12 protein-coding genes are annotated in these 14,499 nt (G+C 67.7%); 4 read left to right on the top strand and 8 right to left on the bottom strand.

All coding sequences use genetic code 11. The annotated features are described in order from the left end of the window. Positions 1–7: 7 nt before the first annotated feature. Genes ACR65J_RS10965 through ACR65J_RS10950 form a run of 4 tightly spaced genes read right to left on the bottom strand, consistent with a single transcriptional unit; the run spans position 8 to position 4,438 of the window. Positions 8–1,111 carry a mandelate racemase/muconate lactonizing enzyme family protein gene (locus ACR65J_RS10965; protein ID WP_440168607.1) on the bottom strand — a complete coding sequence of 368 codons (1,104 nt, stop codon included), beginning with the start codon at positions 1,109–1,111 and terminating at the stop codon, positions 8–10. Beyond that, positions 1,111–2,016, bottom strand: coding sequence for a 5-dehydro-4-deoxyglucarate dehydratase (locus ACR65J_RS10960; RefSeq protein WP_440168605.1), 906 nt, complete (start codon positions 2,014–2,016; stop codon positions 1,111–1,113). The genes ACR65J_RS10965 and ACR65J_RS10960 overlap by 1 nt, the downstream gene beginning before the upstream one ends. After that, complete coding sequence (locus ACR65J_RS10955) at positions 2,013–2,972, bottom strand: NAD-dependent epimerase/dehydratase family protein (protein WP_440168603.1); 960 nt, start codon at positions 2,970–2,972, stop codon at positions 2,013–2,015. The genes ACR65J_RS10960 and ACR65J_RS10955 overlap by 4 nt, the downstream gene beginning before the upstream one ends. Then, positions 2,969–4,438 (bottom strand): Gfo/Idh/MocA family protein, encoded by a 1,470-nt coding sequence (locus tag ACR65J_RS10950; RefSeq protein ID WP_440168601.1) that lies wholly within the window; start codon positions 4,436–4,438, stop codon positions 2,969–2,971. Before ACR65J_RS10950 ends, ACR65J_RS10955 begins: the two co-directional genes overlap by 4 nt. A gap of 352 nt (positions 4,439–4,790) precedes the next feature. On the opposite strand from ACR65J_RS10950, the gene ACR65J_RS10945 reads away from it, so the two are divergent. Beyond that, positions 4,791–5,825 carry a LacI family DNA-binding transcriptional regulator gene (locus ACR65J_RS10945; RefSeq protein ID WP_440168599.1) on the top strand — a complete coding sequence of 345 codons (1,035 nt, stop codon included), beginning with the start codon at positions 4,791–4,793 and terminating at the stop codon, positions 5,823–5,825. A 6-nt stretch (positions 5,826–5,831) separates the two neighbouring features. Here the strand turns inward: ACR65J_RS10945 and ACR65J_RS10940 are convergent, their stop codons facing one another. After that, a complete protein-coding gene (locus ACR65J_RS10940) occupies positions 5,832–6,422 on the bottom strand; it encodes a TetR/AcrR family transcriptional regulator (RefSeq protein WP_440168597.1) in 591 nt (196 codons plus the stop codon). 110 nt (positions 6,423–6,532) lie between these two features. Between ACR65J_RS10940 and ACR65J_RS10935 the strand changes: the two genes are divergently transcribed. Beyond that, complete coding sequence (locus tag ACR65J_RS10935; protein WP_440168595.1) at positions 6,533–7,834, top strand: MFS transporter; 1,302 nt, start codon at positions 6,533–6,535, stop codon at positions 7,832–7,834. After that, a complete protein-coding gene (locus tag ACR65J_RS10930; RefSeq protein ID WP_440168593.1) occupies positions 7,835–10,330 on the top strand; it encodes a beta-glucosidase family protein in 2,496 nt (831 codons plus the stop codon). On the opposite strand, the gene ACR65J_RS10925 is transcribed toward ACR65J_RS10930, so the two are convergent. After that, entirely contained in the window at positions 10,327–11,046 is a 720-nt protein-coding gene (locus ACR65J_RS10925) for a FadR/GntR family transcriptional regulator (RefSeq protein WP_440168591.1), read from the bottom strand. The genes ACR65J_RS10930 and ACR65J_RS10925 overlap by 4 nt on opposite strands. Positions 11,047–11,112: 66 nt before the next feature. Here ACR65J_RS10925 and ACR65J_RS10920 point away from each other — a divergent pair, with 66 nt between their 5' ends. Next, a complete protein-coding gene (locus ACR65J_RS10920) occupies positions 11,113–12,450 on the top strand; it encodes an alpha-hydroxy acid oxidase (RefSeq protein WP_440168589.1) in 1,338 nt (445 codons plus the stop codon). A gap of 23 nt (positions 12,451–12,473) precedes the next feature. Here ACR65J_RS10920 and ACR65J_RS10915 read toward each other — a convergent pair whose 3' ends face one another. Beyond that, entirely contained in the window at positions 12,474–13,121 is a 648-nt protein-coding gene (locus tag ACR65J_RS10915) for an ArsR/SmtB family transcription factor (RefSeq protein WP_440168587.1), read from the bottom strand. Between the two features lie 69 nt (positions 13,122–13,190). Next, a complete protein-coding gene (locus ACR65J_RS10910; RefSeq protein ID WP_440168585.1) occupies positions 13,191–14,402 on the bottom strand; it encodes an acetoin utilization protein AcuC in 1,212 nt (403 codons plus the stop codon). Positions 14,403–14,499: the final 97 nt, after the last annotated feature.

Below are 14,499 nucleotides of genomic sequence, written 5' to 3'. Positions count from 1 at the left end.
TGCATCGTTACAGCTCGTCCTTGAAGCGGAAGCCCAGCCCGGCAGGGTCCATGAGGGTCACCCTGCTGTTGTGGAACCGCACCGGCGATGGCCCGGCAAGGATGCCCAGTTGTTCGAAGGACGCCTCTTCGACGTCTTCCACCAGGGTGGGCTCCGCCAGGGTCAGGGCCAGCTGGCCGGACAGTTCCGGCAGCAGGTGCGGCATGACTTTGATGCTGTGGGTCCGTGCCAGCTCCACGATCCGCCGGAAGGGGGTGATGCCTCCCACCCGGATGATGTTGGGCTGGATGATGTCCACCGCCTCCGCCTCGATGAAATCACGGAACCGGTAGATGGTGTGCAGGTTTTCGCCCAGGGCTATGGGCACGGGGGAATGCTTTCGGAGCCTGCGGTAGGCCCAGAGGTCGTCCGCACGGATGGGTTCCTCCAGCCACTCCAGCCCGAATTCGGCGAGTACATCCAGTGCGCGAAGGGTGGCGGGCAGGTCCCACCGCTGGTTCGCGTCGATCATGAGCCGGCGGTCAGGGCCCAGGACCGACCGGACAGCGGCAACACGTTCATAGTCCTCGCGGAGGTCCGGTTTGCCCACCTTGATCTTCACTGCCTGGTGGCCTGCGGCGACCCAACGGTCAACCTGCGCCACCAGTTCCTCAAGCGTGTAGTGCAGGTTCACCCCGGACCCGTAGACCTCGGCCGAGTCCTGCCGCTGGCCCAGGAGGCCGGTGACGGACGTCCCCGCCCGCCGTGCCTGCAGGTCCCAGAGTGCCAGGTCAACGCCTGCCATCGCGATGGTGGTGAGTCCCCCGCCGCCGGCTTCGTGCAGCCGCTTCCACAGCGGGTCCCAAACAATTTCCGGGTTGGCCGGAAGCCCGGTAACGAACGGTGCGATGTCGTAGTCAAGCAGCGCCTGGACCGCCTGGGGGCCGATGGTGGGCGTCCAGGAAAAACCGTGCCCCGCGCCGCCGTCATCCGTGTGGATCTCGGTGGCGATCACGTGGTTCTCGGGCGCCTCCACACCCCAGCTCCGCCGCAGCGGAACCGTCAGGAGACGGGTGGACAGGCCGGTAATGCGGGGAACGGTGCGGACCGTCTCCGCGGCCGGTGCGCTCATCAGCGGCCAGCCAGCTCGTAGCCCTTGGCGAGGATGGCCTTGAGCTCCACCAGCTGTTCCTCCGTGGGATCAACCAGCGGCGGACGCACCGAACCGACGGGCAGCCCAGCGAGCCTCAAGCCGGCCTTGATCAGGGAGACCCCGAACCCGGGGGTCTGGTCGCGCAGGCGGACCAGGGGCGCGTAGAAGCCTTCGAGCAGGGCGTTGCGGCGGTCCTCATCGCCGGACACGTAGGCGTCGTAATAGGCCTTGGCGATCTCCGGTGCCATGGCGAACGCTGCCGACGAGTAGAGCGGGATGCCCAGTCCGCGGTAGGCGCCCTGGGTCAGTTCGGCGGTCAGCAGGCCGTTGAAGAAGGCGAAGTCCGTCCGGCCGGCAGCCTTCACCGCCGTGACGATTTCCTGGGCCAGGCCAACATCGCCCAGGCCGTCCTTGAACCCGATGACCTTGGGATTGGCGGCCAGCTTGGCCATGGAGGCGGCCGTGAACCTGGCGTTGCCGCGGTGGTACACGATGACCGGCAGGCTGCTGGCGTTGGCCACCGCCTCGATGTAGGCCACGAGCCCGTCGGTTGGTCCGGTGACCAGGTACGGCGGGAGCACCAGGAGGGCGTCGGCGCCGGCTTCCTCTGCGGCGCGGGCGGCGGCGAGCGCGTGGCCCAGCGGTCCTCCGGCACCGGCCACCACCGGGACCTGTCCGGCAACAACCTCGACGGCGGCCGCCACCACGGTGCGGACCTCCTCGATGCTGAGGGCATGGAATTCGCCGGTGCCGCAGGCGGGGAAGACTCCGCCCGGTCCAAAGGGAAGCCGGGAGCTGATGTGTTCCTTGAGCAGATCCACGTCCACGGCACCTTCGGCGGTGAACGGGGTCACGGGAAAGAACAGTACGCCGTCGAATTTCATGATGTCTCCTTGCCTCGGGTGCCGGCGGTTACCAGCGCGGAGGCCTCGTCGTTGAGGGTTGACTTGAGTTCTGTGCGCCAGCTGCGCTTGGGCTGCCACCCCAGGAGCTCCTGGGCTTTAGCTATGGAAAAAGCGGGGCTGGTGCCGGTGAGGCCGGAGCTGAGCGCCTCGCTGCCCGGAAGGAGTGCCGGCATCAGCTCCGCCAGGGGCTTAGTTGCAAGGGCGTCTGCCGCTCCCACGAAGAAGGTTTCCCCGTTGGGAATGTCTTCCATCTTTTCGAGCAGCAGGTCCAGGAAGTCCGCCACGTCCCGCGCATCGACGTAGTTGAACAGCGCCGGGGCCGAGAGGGCCGGGTCCGCCAGGCGTTCGGCGAGGGTGTGGCCCTGCTGCGTGGGCGCGCCTTCCCATTCCTCCGGCGAGATGACGAAGCAGGGGCGGAACGCGGCGTACCGGATCTTCTCCCCCTGCGCGGCGGCGAACATCTGCATGGTCTGCTCCGCGATGAGTTTGGACAGCGCGTAGGCGTTCCAGGGCTTCGGCGGGGTCCGTTCATCGAGCGGGAACGACGGCGGCAGCCACCCGGCCGGGCAGCCGTATCCAAGGACAGTGGGGCTGCTGGCCGTGACGATTTTGGACACCCCCAGCTCCGTCGCTGCGCTGATGACGGCAAAGGCGAGCCGGGTGTTCGTGGCGAAAATGACGTCCTCGGGCGCACTGAACGGCACCGCGATCGCCGCAAGGTGGATGACGGCGTCGGGCGCTGCGTCCCGGAGAAGGCGCAGCGCCTCTCCCGGGGCCAGGAGGTCGGCGGTTTCCTGAACGACGCCGGCAGGCAGCAGTTCTGCGGGCACGGCCTCGCGGTCCACGGAGATCACCTCGTGGCCCGCCCCGGCCAGCCCCGCAACTACGCTGCGGCCCAGGCGGCCGGCACCGCCGGTAACGAATATCCTGCTCATGGCTTTCCCTTACTCCCGCGGCGAAGGTCGGCCCCCAGGTCCAGGTCTTCAACCCGGACGGGCAGGGACGTTTCAAGGGAGCGGTTGCCGGCGATGCCCACTGACACCGAACGCAACCCGTCCAGGTAGCCGGAGGGACGGCCCAGCGGGTCCTCGCCCGGGCCGTTGAAGAGGTCGGAAAGCAGGAGTTCGTCACCGCCGCCGTGGCCGCCCTCGCCGTTGATGATGGGGACTTCGTAGGCGGCCTCCCAGTGGCGCTGGACCACCAGGCGTTCGCCGTTGCGGCGGACCGCGTCGTCCTCCTCGACGGGGGTGGCGCTGGGGTCCACCACGGTCTTCTGGTCAGTGCTGTGCAGGACGGCGGCACGCTCCACCACTTCAAGTTCTGCCCGGCCTTCGGTGCCGTTGACCGCCACCCGGTAGCCCTCCCAGGGACTGTGGGCGTTCAGGGAGTAGCTCAGGCGCGGTCCGCCCTGGTACTCCACCACCAGCGCGAGGTTGTCCTCGATGGTGATCCCGCCACTGAAAACGTCCTGGTCACGGCGGTAGCCGTCGTAGTGCTCGTTGTCCAGGAACAGGGCTTTGAGCCGCTCGTCCTCCCTCAGGTCGAGTGCAAAGGGATCCCTTTCGACGGCAGGGGCACCGGCGTCGGGCGTTCCCCGGTCAGGCCGCGGGCCCAGACCGCGCTCCGCAGCGTTCGTGTCGCCGTAAAACTTCAGGCCGCCGGAAGCGAAGACCCGCTCCGGAACATCGTCGATCCACCAGTTGACCAGGTCGAAGTGGTGGGAGGCCTTGTGGATCAGCAGCCCGCCGGAGTTCTTTTTCTCGCGGTGCCAGCGGCGGAAGTAGTCAGCGCCGTGGACGGTGTCCAGGACCCAGCTGAAATCGATGGAGGTGACCTTGCCGATCACGCCGCTCTGGATGATTTCCTTGAGGGCGCTGTTGCGCGGCGAGTAGCGGTAGTTGAACGTGACCACAACATTCCGGCCGGTCTCATGGACAGCCTGGACGATGCGGCGGCAGCTCCCGGCGTCAATGGTCAGGGGCTTTTCAACGACGACGTCAGCGCCCGCGCGGAGCCCCTCCACGATGTAGTCGGCGTGGGTGTAGTCCGGCGTGGTCACGATGATCCGGTCGATGTTGTTGGCCTGGACGAAGCCGGTGAGCTGGGCGGGGTCGAACGACGCAACCGGGCCGGGGGCGCCCAGTTCCTGGATGAGCTTCTGGTAGAACCCCACACGTCCGGGGTTCACATCCGAGAAGGCAACCAGCTCGGCGGTGTCCGCATGCTTGCCGTAAATGGCGCGGATGTACATTTCGGAGCGGCCGCCGGTGCCGATCAGGGCAATGCGGGCCTTCCCGCCCTTCCGGGCGGCAGTGCCTCCAGCGGTGGCGGTCTCGGCGCCGGCGGCAGTGCCGGGCTGAGAAGCAGCTGCGGCCGACGTGGTCTCGGCTGTGTTGACCATGGGGTCCCTTTCGAAAAAGCTCATATCCCGCGGAGGGCGGCGGTGTTCAGGCGGCGGCGCGTTGCTGCACCGGGCAGAGGAGCGAGAAAGCGTTTTCTCACTCCCCTATAAGAGTTGTACCAACCTGTCGGCGCATCCGTCAACCACTTCCAGGAAAGGAAGAAAGCGGTTTCCTGCGAGGCATCACGACTCCCCTTCACCCAACACGGGAAAATGACCCGGAAGAAGGTAGAAATCGCTTTCCCACTGCCGTATATGCTGTCTTTCACAGCACCCGCCGGGAGGCCGGCGTGCCGCGAACACCAACATTTAGCCTGCGGCGCCGGCCAACGGCGCAAAAGAAGGGTTCTCCATGGCCAGAAAATCGGCAAGCGGCCGGATCGGCATCGCGGACGTCGCCGTCAAGGCGGGAGTTTCCCATGCCACGGTTTCCCGCGTCATGAACGGGAACTTCACCGTGGACCCGGACATCGCAGCCAGGGTTCGTGCGGCCGCTGCGGAACTGAAGTACCAGCCCAACCCCGTGGGCCGCAGCCTGGCGCTGGGCAAGACGGACACCATCGGCATCGTGGTGCCGGACCTTGCGAACCCCACGTTCCAGGCGATCCTCCGCGGCCTGAGCCGGGCCGCGGCGCAGGACGGTTACCGGGTGCTCATTGCGGACTCGTTCGAGGTGTCCAGCGAGGAATCCATCCTGGCAGGCGAAGCGCGACGGCGCTGCGACGGACTGGTCCTGTGCGCCCCGCGCATGACGGACGCGGAGCTCGAGGAGATTGCACCCTCACTCCACCCCCTGGTGCTGATCAACCGCACCACCACAGCGCCCGATGTACCCAGCCTGGTAGTGGACTACGGCCAAGGTGTCCAGGACATCGCCGAACACCTGGTGGAACTAGGCCACACCCGCCTGGCCTTCCTGGCGGGCCCGCCCCGCAGCGCCTCCAACGAGATGCGGCTCAAGGGCCTGGAGAAGTTCAAGGCCGCCCACCCCGAAGTGGACGTCACCATGCTGGAGGGCGGCTCTGACTTCGATACCGGGCATGAAGCCGTGGATGCGGTGCTTGCCAGCGGGGCCACGGGGATCCTGGCGTTCAACGACCTGGTGGCCATGGGCCTGATGAGCGGCCTCCACGAGCGCGGCATGGACGTTCCCGGCGACATCTCCGTCACCGGCTTCGATGACATCCCCTTCGCCAGGTATACGACGCCGGCACTCACCACCGGCGCGGTGCCCATCACCGAACTGGGCGAGCAGGCCTGGCACCAGCTCCGGGCCCTGATCCGGAAGGAAGGGACCGAAACCCCGGGCAGCCGCTACCAGCCGCGCCTTGAAATCCGGGCCAGCACCGGCCCTGCCAAGGCGCCGCGCACCACCGTCCACGGCTGATACCCCCTACGCGGACGGCGGCTTCAGGAGCACATCGATGAACTCGCGCAGCCCATCGGCCACATCCACGCCCTTGTCATAAAGCCATTGCAGCTGCAGGCCGTCGGAAACCGCCACCACCAGGCGGGCCAGGTCCCCCGCCGGCAGGTCGGAGCGTGCCTGCCCGGCCGACTGGCGGCGCTCGATGTCAGCTGCCAGCACGTCAACCACCTCGCCGTAACGCTCCTTGAAGTAGCCGTGCGAGTCATGTCCCGGGTCGTTGGCGGTGGCTGACGCCACGGCGTAAAGGGTGGTGAGCCCCGGTTCACTCCGGTTCCGCTCCGCAGAACGCACCATCAACGCCAGCCCTGCTTCTTCGGCGCCCATTGCCGCCAGGCTGCGGCGGTCCCGCTCAGCCAGGACTGCGGTCAGCAGTTCCTGCTTGCCCCGGAAGTAGTGGAAAAGGGTGGCTTCCCTCACCCCCACGAGCTCTGCCACGCGCTTCAGGGCGGTGCCTTCAAAGCCTTCAGTAGCGAAGACGTCCGTGGCCGTCTGGATGATCTGTTCGCGGCGCTCGGCTCCTTTGGCGTATTGGCCGCGCGGCTTTGATGAGGGCATCAGCCCAGTGTATTTCACCGCCTTTGGAGAAAACCTAGTCACACTCGGTTTTTACCGGTACCATCTTTTTGCAGGACCCAACGGAGGGTCACTTTTTGTCAGGAGGCACCGTGGCCGTCAAGACCATCACCGAGGATTCCGCAGGGCTGCCTGCCGGCGGAACCTCAGCAACCACCGTTTCAACCGCTACTGCGGGAGCGCCCACCCGCACACCCCGGGCCTACGTCATCGGCATGCCCATCGCCAGTGCCGGACTCTGGATGGCCGTCCTGGCCCCGGCCCTGGTGGTGCTGGCCATCAAGGTTTCAGAAATCACCACCCCCGAGACACGCGCCGGCGCGCTTAGCCTGGTGGCAGGCGTCGGAGCACTCATCGCGCTCCTGGCCAACCCCTTCTTCGGCCGGCTCAGCGACCGCACAACATCGCGCTTCGGAATGCGCAAGCCGTGGATCGTGGGCGGTTCCCTGGTAGGCCTGGCATCCCTCGTCCTGCTGGGCTCCGCCACCAACGTGACCGGCGTGCTGGTTGCCTGGGTCATCGCCCAGCTCAGCTTCAACGCAGCGCTGGCGGCACTGGTGGCCACCCTCCCGGACCAGACGGCCCCCGCCGAGCGAGGCCGCCTGTCCGGCCTGATCGGGATGACCCTGCCGGTGGGCCTGGTGGCCGCCGCGTACTTTGCCCAGCTGTTCGACAACGCCTTCCAGATGGCGGTGGTCCCCGGAGTCGTAGGAACTGCCGTCACCCTCGCCTTCGCGTTCACCTTCAAGGACCGCGTGCTGACGGAAAAGCCCGCCCCGCTCAACCTGAAGGAGATTGCGGGTTCGTTCTACTTCAACCCCCGCACGTACCCCGGCCTGGGTTGGGCCTGGTTCACCAAGTTCCTCGTTTACATCGGCTACTGTGCAGGATTGCTTTACCTGCCCTATTTCTTTGCCGACCACCTCCACGTTGCCGAAACCGCAGTACCGGGCCTCGTCTTCCAGGCAACCCTGGTGAGCTCCGCAGGCACCGTGGTCACCAGCATCGCCGGCGGTTGGATCAGCGACCGGATCGGCAAGCGCAAGGCCATGGTCATTGCTTCCGCGGCCATCATGATGGCCGGCCTGATCGTCATTGCCACCAGCAGCACCACGGACCAGGTCCTGGTGGGACAGGCCCTGGCCGGCCTGGGTCTTGGCTGCTTCGGGGCAGTCGACGTTGCCCTCATCACCGACCTGCTGCCGGGAACCAACAGTGAGAACGCCAAGACCTTCGGCGTTTTCAACATCGCCCAGGCGCTTCCCCAGTCCCTGGTACCCGCCATCGCCTTCCCCGTCATCACCTTCGGCGGCTACCCGGCCCTCTTCATCGGCGGAGCCGTCGTCGGCATCATCGGCGCCGTCCTCGTCACCCGCATCAAAGGAGTCAAGTAAATGAATCCCACCCTCTCCCCCGCCGTCACGGCTCCCGCCGCCGGTACGCCGGATGCCGAGGCCCGCATCCGGGAATTGGCCAAAAGCCTCTCCCTCGAAGAGCAGATCCAGCTGCTGACCGGCGCGGATGTCTGGGCAACGCATGCCCTGCCCGCTATCGGCCTGTCCCGGGTTGTCATGTCCGACGGTCCCTCCGGCGTCCGCGGTGAAGACTTCGACGAGCGCCACGACTCCGTTTCCCTGCCGTCGTCGTCCGCCCTGTCCGCCACGTGGAGCGTGGAAACCGCGCACCGCTACGGCCAGGTCCTGGGCCAGGAGGCCCGGCGCAAGGGAGTCCACGCGGTCCTGGGCCCCACCATCAACCTGCACCGGTCACCGCTGGGCGGCCGCCACTTCGAGTGCATGAGCGAAGACCCCCGCCTGACCGCCACCATGGCCGCAGGCTACGTCGCCGGAGTCCAGTCGATGGGAGTGGGCGCCACCCCCAAGCACTACCTTGCCAACGAAGCCGAAACCGAACGCTTCACCTCGGACTCGGTGGTGGACGAGCGCCCGCTGCGCGAGCTGTACCTGGCAGCGTTCGAGGACGCCGTCACCGAGGCCCGCGCCTGGCTGGTAATGAGCTCGTACAACTCCATCAACGGCACCACCGCCAGCGAAAACGACCTGCTGAAGACGCCGCTGTCCACGGAATGGGGCTTTGACGGCGTGGTTGTCTCGGACTGGACCGGGGTCCGCTCCATCGACGCCGCAAACGCCAACCAGGACCTGGAAATGCCCGGGCCGGTAGGCCACTGGGGCCCCAAGCTGCTGGCGGCGGTCAATGACGGCCGGGTCAGCAGGTCCGCCATCCTCGAAAAAGTCATCCGCATCCTCCGGCTTGCTGCCCGCGTCGGTTCCCTGAACGGCGTCTCCCCCTCCGTGACGGAACTCCCGGCACCGCTCAATGCCGCCGCCGTCGCCCGCGAAGTGGCAGTCCGCGGCGCCGTCCTGGTCCGCAACCGGGACGGCCTCCTGCCGCTGGATCGCCCGGCCCTGGCCAGCGTCGCCGTCAGCGGCCACAACGCTGAGGAAGCCCGCACCCAGGGCGGCGGCAGCGCCACCGTCATGCCCAAGCAGAACGTCTCCCCCCTCGAAGGCCTGCGCGAAGCACTGCCGGGCGTCAGCGTGAGCTACGCCCGCGGCGCGAAAGTGGCGGAAGGCCTGCAGGCATTCCCCCGCACCTCGCTGCACAACCCGGTCTCCGGTGTGCCCGGCCTGCGGGTGACGTTCCTGGCCGAGGACGGGACGGAAATTTCGGGCGAGGACCGCCTGGCCTCACACCTGATCTGGTTCGGCGTGGGCATCCCCGAGGGCGCAGCTGCCATCCGGATGGAAACGGACTGGACCGCCCCGACGGCGGGCATCCACCATCTGGGCATCGGCACCGTGGGCCGGATCCGGCTGGCCCTGAACGGTGAGGAGGTGTTCAACGGCGAGATCGAGGACGACACCGACGTGCTCGGCGCGGCATTGTTCGACCCGCCCAAGACTGTCCACCCGGTCACCACTGCCGCTGGCGGCACGGTGCGCATCGAGGCCGTATACGAGCTGCCCAAGCAGCAGGCCATCCCCTTTACGGCCATCCTCCTGGGCGAGGAAACGGTGGTGGAGGACCCCCAGGCAGAGATCGACGCGGCGGTGGAGGCCGCCCGGTCCGCCGACGTGGCGGTGGTGGTGGTGGGTACCAGCGCCGCCATCGAGTCCGAAGGCTTCGACCGCAAGGACCTGGACCTCCCGGGCCGGCAAAACGAGCTGGTGGAAGCGGTGGCGGCGGTGAACCCGCGCACCGTGGTGGTGGTGAACTCCGGTTCGCCGGTCCTGATGCCGTGGCTGGACAAGGTGGGGGCCGTGCTGCTCGGCTGGTTTGGCGGCCAGGAATTCGGCCGCGCCATCGCCGACATCCTGCTGGGCGCCGAAGAGCCCGGCGGCCGCCTTCCCACCACCTGGCCTGCGGCCCTGGCGGACGTCCCGGTCCTGGACACCACCCCGGTGGACGGCAAGGTGGTGTACTCCGAGGGCATCCACATCGGCTACCGTGCCTGGCTCAAGCAGCAGGCAGCGGGCGGTGCCGCACCGGCCCTTCCCTTCGGCTACGGCCTGGGCTACACCACGTTCGAGTTCGGCGCAGCCTACGCACGGGAATCGGTCCCGGCCGGCTCCGACGTTGTAGTCCACGTCCCCGTCCGCAACACCGGCAGCCGCTCCGGCCGTGACGTAGTCCAGGTGTACCTGGACCGGCCCGAATCCACCGTGGAACGGCCCGTCCGCTGGCTCGCCGGCTTCGCCGGAACCCACCTGGCGCCCGGCGGAACGGAGAGCGTGGAGGTCCGGATTCCCGCCCGTTCCTTCGCGCATTACGACGGCGGCTGGCAGTTTGAGCGCGGCACCTTCCGGATCCTCGTGGGCCGGCACGCCGAGGACGACTTCCAGGAACTGGCCATCGAAGTCCGCTAGCCGATCAGGCCGGGCTGGGCAGGGTGATCCCTGCCCAGCCCGGCTTCTTTGTAGAACCCTTCGATATGGGCAGCCACCAACTGGGCCGCCCGGCCGCCGTCGCCCTTCCTGATCGCCGCCAGGATGGCGTGGTGCTCGGCGTGCAGACGCGAGGCGGTAGCGTTCCAGTCCGGCAGGTTGCCCGTCAGTTCGGCGGCGTAGCCCTGGATGGATTCGCGCAGCGATCCCATCATGGCGCTGACCACTGCGTTGCCTGCGGCGTTGGCCAGGGCCAGGTGGAACCGCACATCGAGGGCCAGGAAATCGCGCGCGGGCAGTCCTTCAGGTGTATCCATCGCGGAAAGGAGCGTGGCCGCCTCCGCAAGCTCGGGCGCGTCCCGGCGGGCCTTTGCAGCCGCCCAGGACTCCAGCAGGACACGGGTCTCCACGATGTCCGCCACCGGCAGGTGCTGGGTGGCCACATGCAGCCGAAGGGCTGAGCCGAGGGCGGCGGCGGGATCCGAGATCACCACCGTCCCTGCGTCGGGACCGGAGCCTACGCCTGAACGGACTACACCCATGGCTTCGAGGATCCGGATGGCCTCGCGCACGGAGGTCCGCGAGACCTGGAGCTGTTCCGCCAGAGTGCGCTCCGCCGGGAGCCGGCCGCCGACAGCCAGGTCGCCGGCTGAGAGCCGGTCCTCGATCCAGTGCAGGACCAGCTGGTGAGTACGCATGACAAAATAGTAGTTGATGTGGTTGGACCACATGACCTAGAGTGTGGTTGGACCATAGGAGGAGCCATGACCCACACCATCCAGCCCAACAATCCGGAGGCCACCCCGGCCCCGGAGACCACGGACATTCCCGCAGCGCCGGCATCTGGCCAGGCCCCGTCGTCGTCCGCCCTGCCTGCTGCCCTGAAACGGCGCATTCCCAAGTACTCGGACCTCGCGCCGCTGATGCAGTTCAAGAAGCCGGAATTCAGCAAGGCTGCCCGGCTGCAGCGGGCAAGCACCATCTGGGAGTTGCGCGACATCGCGAAACGCCGCACCCCCAAGGCCCCCTTCGACTACACGGACGGCGCCGCAGAAGAGGAAATCACCCTCCGCCGCGCACGCCAGGCATTCCTGGACATCGAGTTCCGGCCCGGCATCCTGCGGAACGTCTCCAGCATCGACCTCAGCACCGACATCCTGGGCAAGCCGTCGCGGCTCCCCGTCGGAATCGCCCCCACCGGCTTCACCCGCATGATGCAGTCCGAGGGCGAGTACGCCGGATCGCAGGCCGCCGAAGCCGCCGGCATCCCCTACACCCTGTCCACCATGGGCACCGCCTCCATCGAGGACGTGGCCACCGCTGCCCCCAACGGGCGCAACTGGTTCCAGCTGTACCTGTGGACGGACCGGGACCGCTCACTGGAGCTGATCGAGCGCGCCGCCAAAGCGGGCAACGACACCCTCATGGTCACCGTGGACACCGCCGTGGCCGGGGCCCGCCTCCGCGACGTCCGCAACGGCATGACCATCCCGCCGGCGCTGACGCTCAAGACCGTGCTGGATGCCTCCTACCGGCCCGCCTGGTGGTTCAACTTCCTCACCCACGAGCCGCTGACCTTCGCCTCGCTGTCCCGCTACACGGGGACTGTGGCAGACCTGATCAACTCCATGTTCGACCCCACCCTCACCTTCGGGGACCTGGACTGGCTGCGTGAAACCTGGAAGGGCAAGCTGGTGGTCAAGGGCATCCAGACCGTCGAGGATGCCCGCCGCGTTGTGGACCACGGCGCCGACGGTGTGGTCCTGTCCAACCACGGCGGCCGCCAGCTGGACCGGGCTCCCATCCCGTTCCACCTGCTCCCCGAGGTCAAGCAGGCTTTCACCGGTGACAACACCGACGCAGCCATCATGCTGGACACCGGCATCATGAGCGGCGCGGACATTGTGGCGGCACTGGCCCTGGGCGCCGACTTCACGCTGATCGGCCGCGCCTACCTTTACGGCCTGATGGCGGGCGGACGCGCGGGCGTGGACCGTGCCCTGCAGATCCTTGAGAAGGACATGGCCCGCACCATGGCGCTCCTGGGTGTCAGCCGGATTTCCGAGCTCACCCCGGACCACGTGCGGCTGCTGGCTAAGTAAGCCCTGCTCCTTCCGGCCAAACCCTATTTCTTGCGCCCAAATTTAGGCAGGTTGGGGAGGTTGGCCAGCAGGTCGGCTGCTTTGGTGGCGGCGCGGCCAACGGTGCGTCCGATTTGCTGCGGAACGGTGTCGTCGCTCAGCGGGGCGGCAGTGCCGCCTGGAATGACGACGGCGGGGCTCAGCTCGGCGCCTTCCCGCACCAGGAGGGGCGCCGGGACGTCCTCCCGGGGCGCCTGCGCCGCAGCAGGCTCCGCCCCCCGCGGGGCCGGCGGCAGCGACACGGCGGCAGCGGCGACGCCTTCCTGCAGGTGGGCAGGGGCTGCCGGGGCGGGGACTGCCTGACCGGCGGCTGGCTGTTCCGCCGTCGACTGATCCAGGCCGGCCGGTGCGGCTGCGGCGTTGGCGCCAGGGCCGACGTCGAACGTCTCCAGCCAGCTGGCGATGCCCTCCAAAGGGCCCCGGTTCAACGCGTAGAAGCGCTTCTGGCCCTGGGCGCGCATGCTGACCAGCTGTGCCTCACGGAGGACTTTCAGGTGCTTGGAAATGGTGGGCTGGCTCGCCGCCAGTTCCTCCACCAATTCCCCCACGGCTTTGTCGCCTGCCCGAAGGGCCACCAGGATGTCCCGCCGGGTGGATTCCGCTATGACGGCAAATACGTCGTCTGTCACCATGCCTCCCACCCTAGCGACATATACGTCTAAAGGCATCAACTATTTCGGCGGCACGGGTTTCCGGCCGGACTAGTCGAACCAGGGGTCCAGCCCGTGCAGCGGAAACAGCGCCTTCCGGGTGGCCATGACGGTGCGGTCAACGGCGTCGTTGGGGTCGAAACCCACCTCCCAGGAGCGCCACCACAGCTCCACGTCGTCCCCCATGAAGGCGGGCGCCTCGGTGCCGAACTTCTCCAAGACGTACTGCCGCCAGTCCGCCGGCACGGGCGTCCGCAGCGGCACGGGCCGGCCCGCTGCGATGGCCACCAGATGGCTCCACGCCCGCGGCACCACGTCCAGCACGTTGTAACCCCCGCCGCCGGTGGCGATCCAGCGTCCGCCGCAGTAGCGCTCTGCCAGATGCCCGACGGCGTTCGCGGCCTCGCGCTGTCCGTCCACACTGAGGTTGAGGTGCGTGAGGGGGTCGCTGCGGTGCGAATCGCAGCCGTGCTGGCTCACGATGACGTCCGGTTCGAATGCCCCCACGAGTTGCGGCACCACGGCGTAGAAAGCGCGCAGCCAGCCGGCGTCGGATGTGCCTGCGGGCAAGGCGACATTCACCGCAGTCCCTTCCGCTGCGGGGCCACCGATCTCGTTCGCGAAGCCGGTCCCGGGAAAAAGGGTCAGCCCCGTCTCATGCAGCGAGAGCGTGAGGACCCGGGGATCGTCCCAGAAGATGTTCTGGGTGCCGTCCCCGTGGTGGGCATCGACGTCGATGTAGGCCACCTTGGGCACGCCGCCGTCGAGCAGCTTTTGCACGGCGAGGGCGGCGTCGTTGTAGATGCAGAATCCGCTGGCGCGCTCCCGGGCGGCGTGGTGCATGCCGCCGCCAAAATTCACCGCGTGCACGGCCGAGCCATCCAGCAGGTGCTGGGCCGCCAGCAGCGAGCCGCCGGCCAGGCGGGCGGCGGCCTCATGCATGCCGGCGAACGCCGGATCGTCCTCGGTTCCCAGCCCGCGCGCTTCATCCGGCCGGGAGGGGTCCGCACTGACCCGGCGGACTGCTGCAACATAATCAGCCGAGTGGACTGACTCCAGCTCCGCGTCGGACGCCACCTCGGGCGCTGCCAGCTCAACGTGGTCCAGGTCGAAGAGCCCCAGGCTGCGGGACAGGCGCGCCGTCAGGTCCATCCGTTCCGGCGCCATGGGGTGGCCCGGACCGAAGTTGTAAGCTGTCATGTCAGGACTCCACGCCACCATCGTTGGCGGCGCGGGCTGGCTGAGTCCGGGCAGGTATGTCATCAATCACAGGCTACCCGAGCCCGCACTGCCCCCGGCCCGGCCATGACGCAGGCTTTAGTGGTTTACTACTGAGGGAAGCCGTTTCAACCGAGGAAAA

The sequence above is a fragment of the Arthrobacter sp. SAFR-044 genome (genome assembly GCF_059414985.1).
This window is presented reverse-complemented; position numbering and strand designations above follow the sequence as displayed.

Excerpts from the sequence above, each read along its gene's own strand:
- ACR65J_RS10950 (WP_440168601.1), bottom strand. The coding sequence starts at position 4,438 with ATGGTCAACACAGCCGAGACCACGTCGGCCGCAGCTGCTTCTCAGCCC.
- ACR65J_RS10915 (WP_440168587.1), bottom strand. The coding sequence starts at position 13,121 with ATGGTGACAGACGACGTATTTGCCGTCATAGCGGAATCCACCCGGCGG.
- ACR65J_RS10965 (WP_440168607.1), bottom strand. The coding sequence starts at position 1,111 with ATGAGCGCACCGGCCGCGGAGACGGTCCGCACCGTTCCCCGCATTACC.
- ACR65J_RS10930 (WP_440168593.1), top strand. The coding sequence starts at position 7,835 with ATGAATCCCACCCTCTCCCCCGCCGTCACGGCTCCCGCCGCCGGTACG.
- ACR65J_RS10925 (WP_440168591.1), bottom strand. The coding sequence starts at position 11,046 with ATGCGTACTCACCAGCTGGTCCTGCACTGGATCGAGGACCGGCTCTCA.
- ACR65J_RS10910 (WP_440168585.1), bottom strand. The coding sequence starts at position 14,402 with ATGACATACCTGCCCGGACTCAGCCAGCCCGCGCCGCCAACGATGGTG.
- ACR65J_RS10945 (WP_440168599.1), top strand. The coding sequence starts at position 4,791 with ATGGCCAGAAAATCGGCAAGCGGCCGGATCGGCATCGCGGACGTCGCC.
- ACR65J_RS10940 (WP_440168597.1), bottom strand. The coding sequence starts at position 6,422 with ATGCCCTCATCAAAGCCGCGCGGCCAATACGCCAAAGGAGCCGAGCGC.
- ACR65J_RS10960 (WP_440168605.1), bottom strand. The coding sequence starts at position 2,016 with ATGAAATTCGACGGCGTACTGTTCTTTCCCGTGACCCCGTTCACCGCC.
- ACR65J_RS10955 (WP_440168603.1), bottom strand. The coding sequence starts at position 2,972 with ATGAGCAGGATATTCGTTACCGGCGGTGCCGGCCGCCTGGGCCGCAGC.
- ACR65J_RS10920 (WP_440168589.1), top strand. The coding sequence starts at position 11,113 with ATGACCCACACCATCCAGCCCAACAATCCGGAGGCCACCCCGGCCCCG.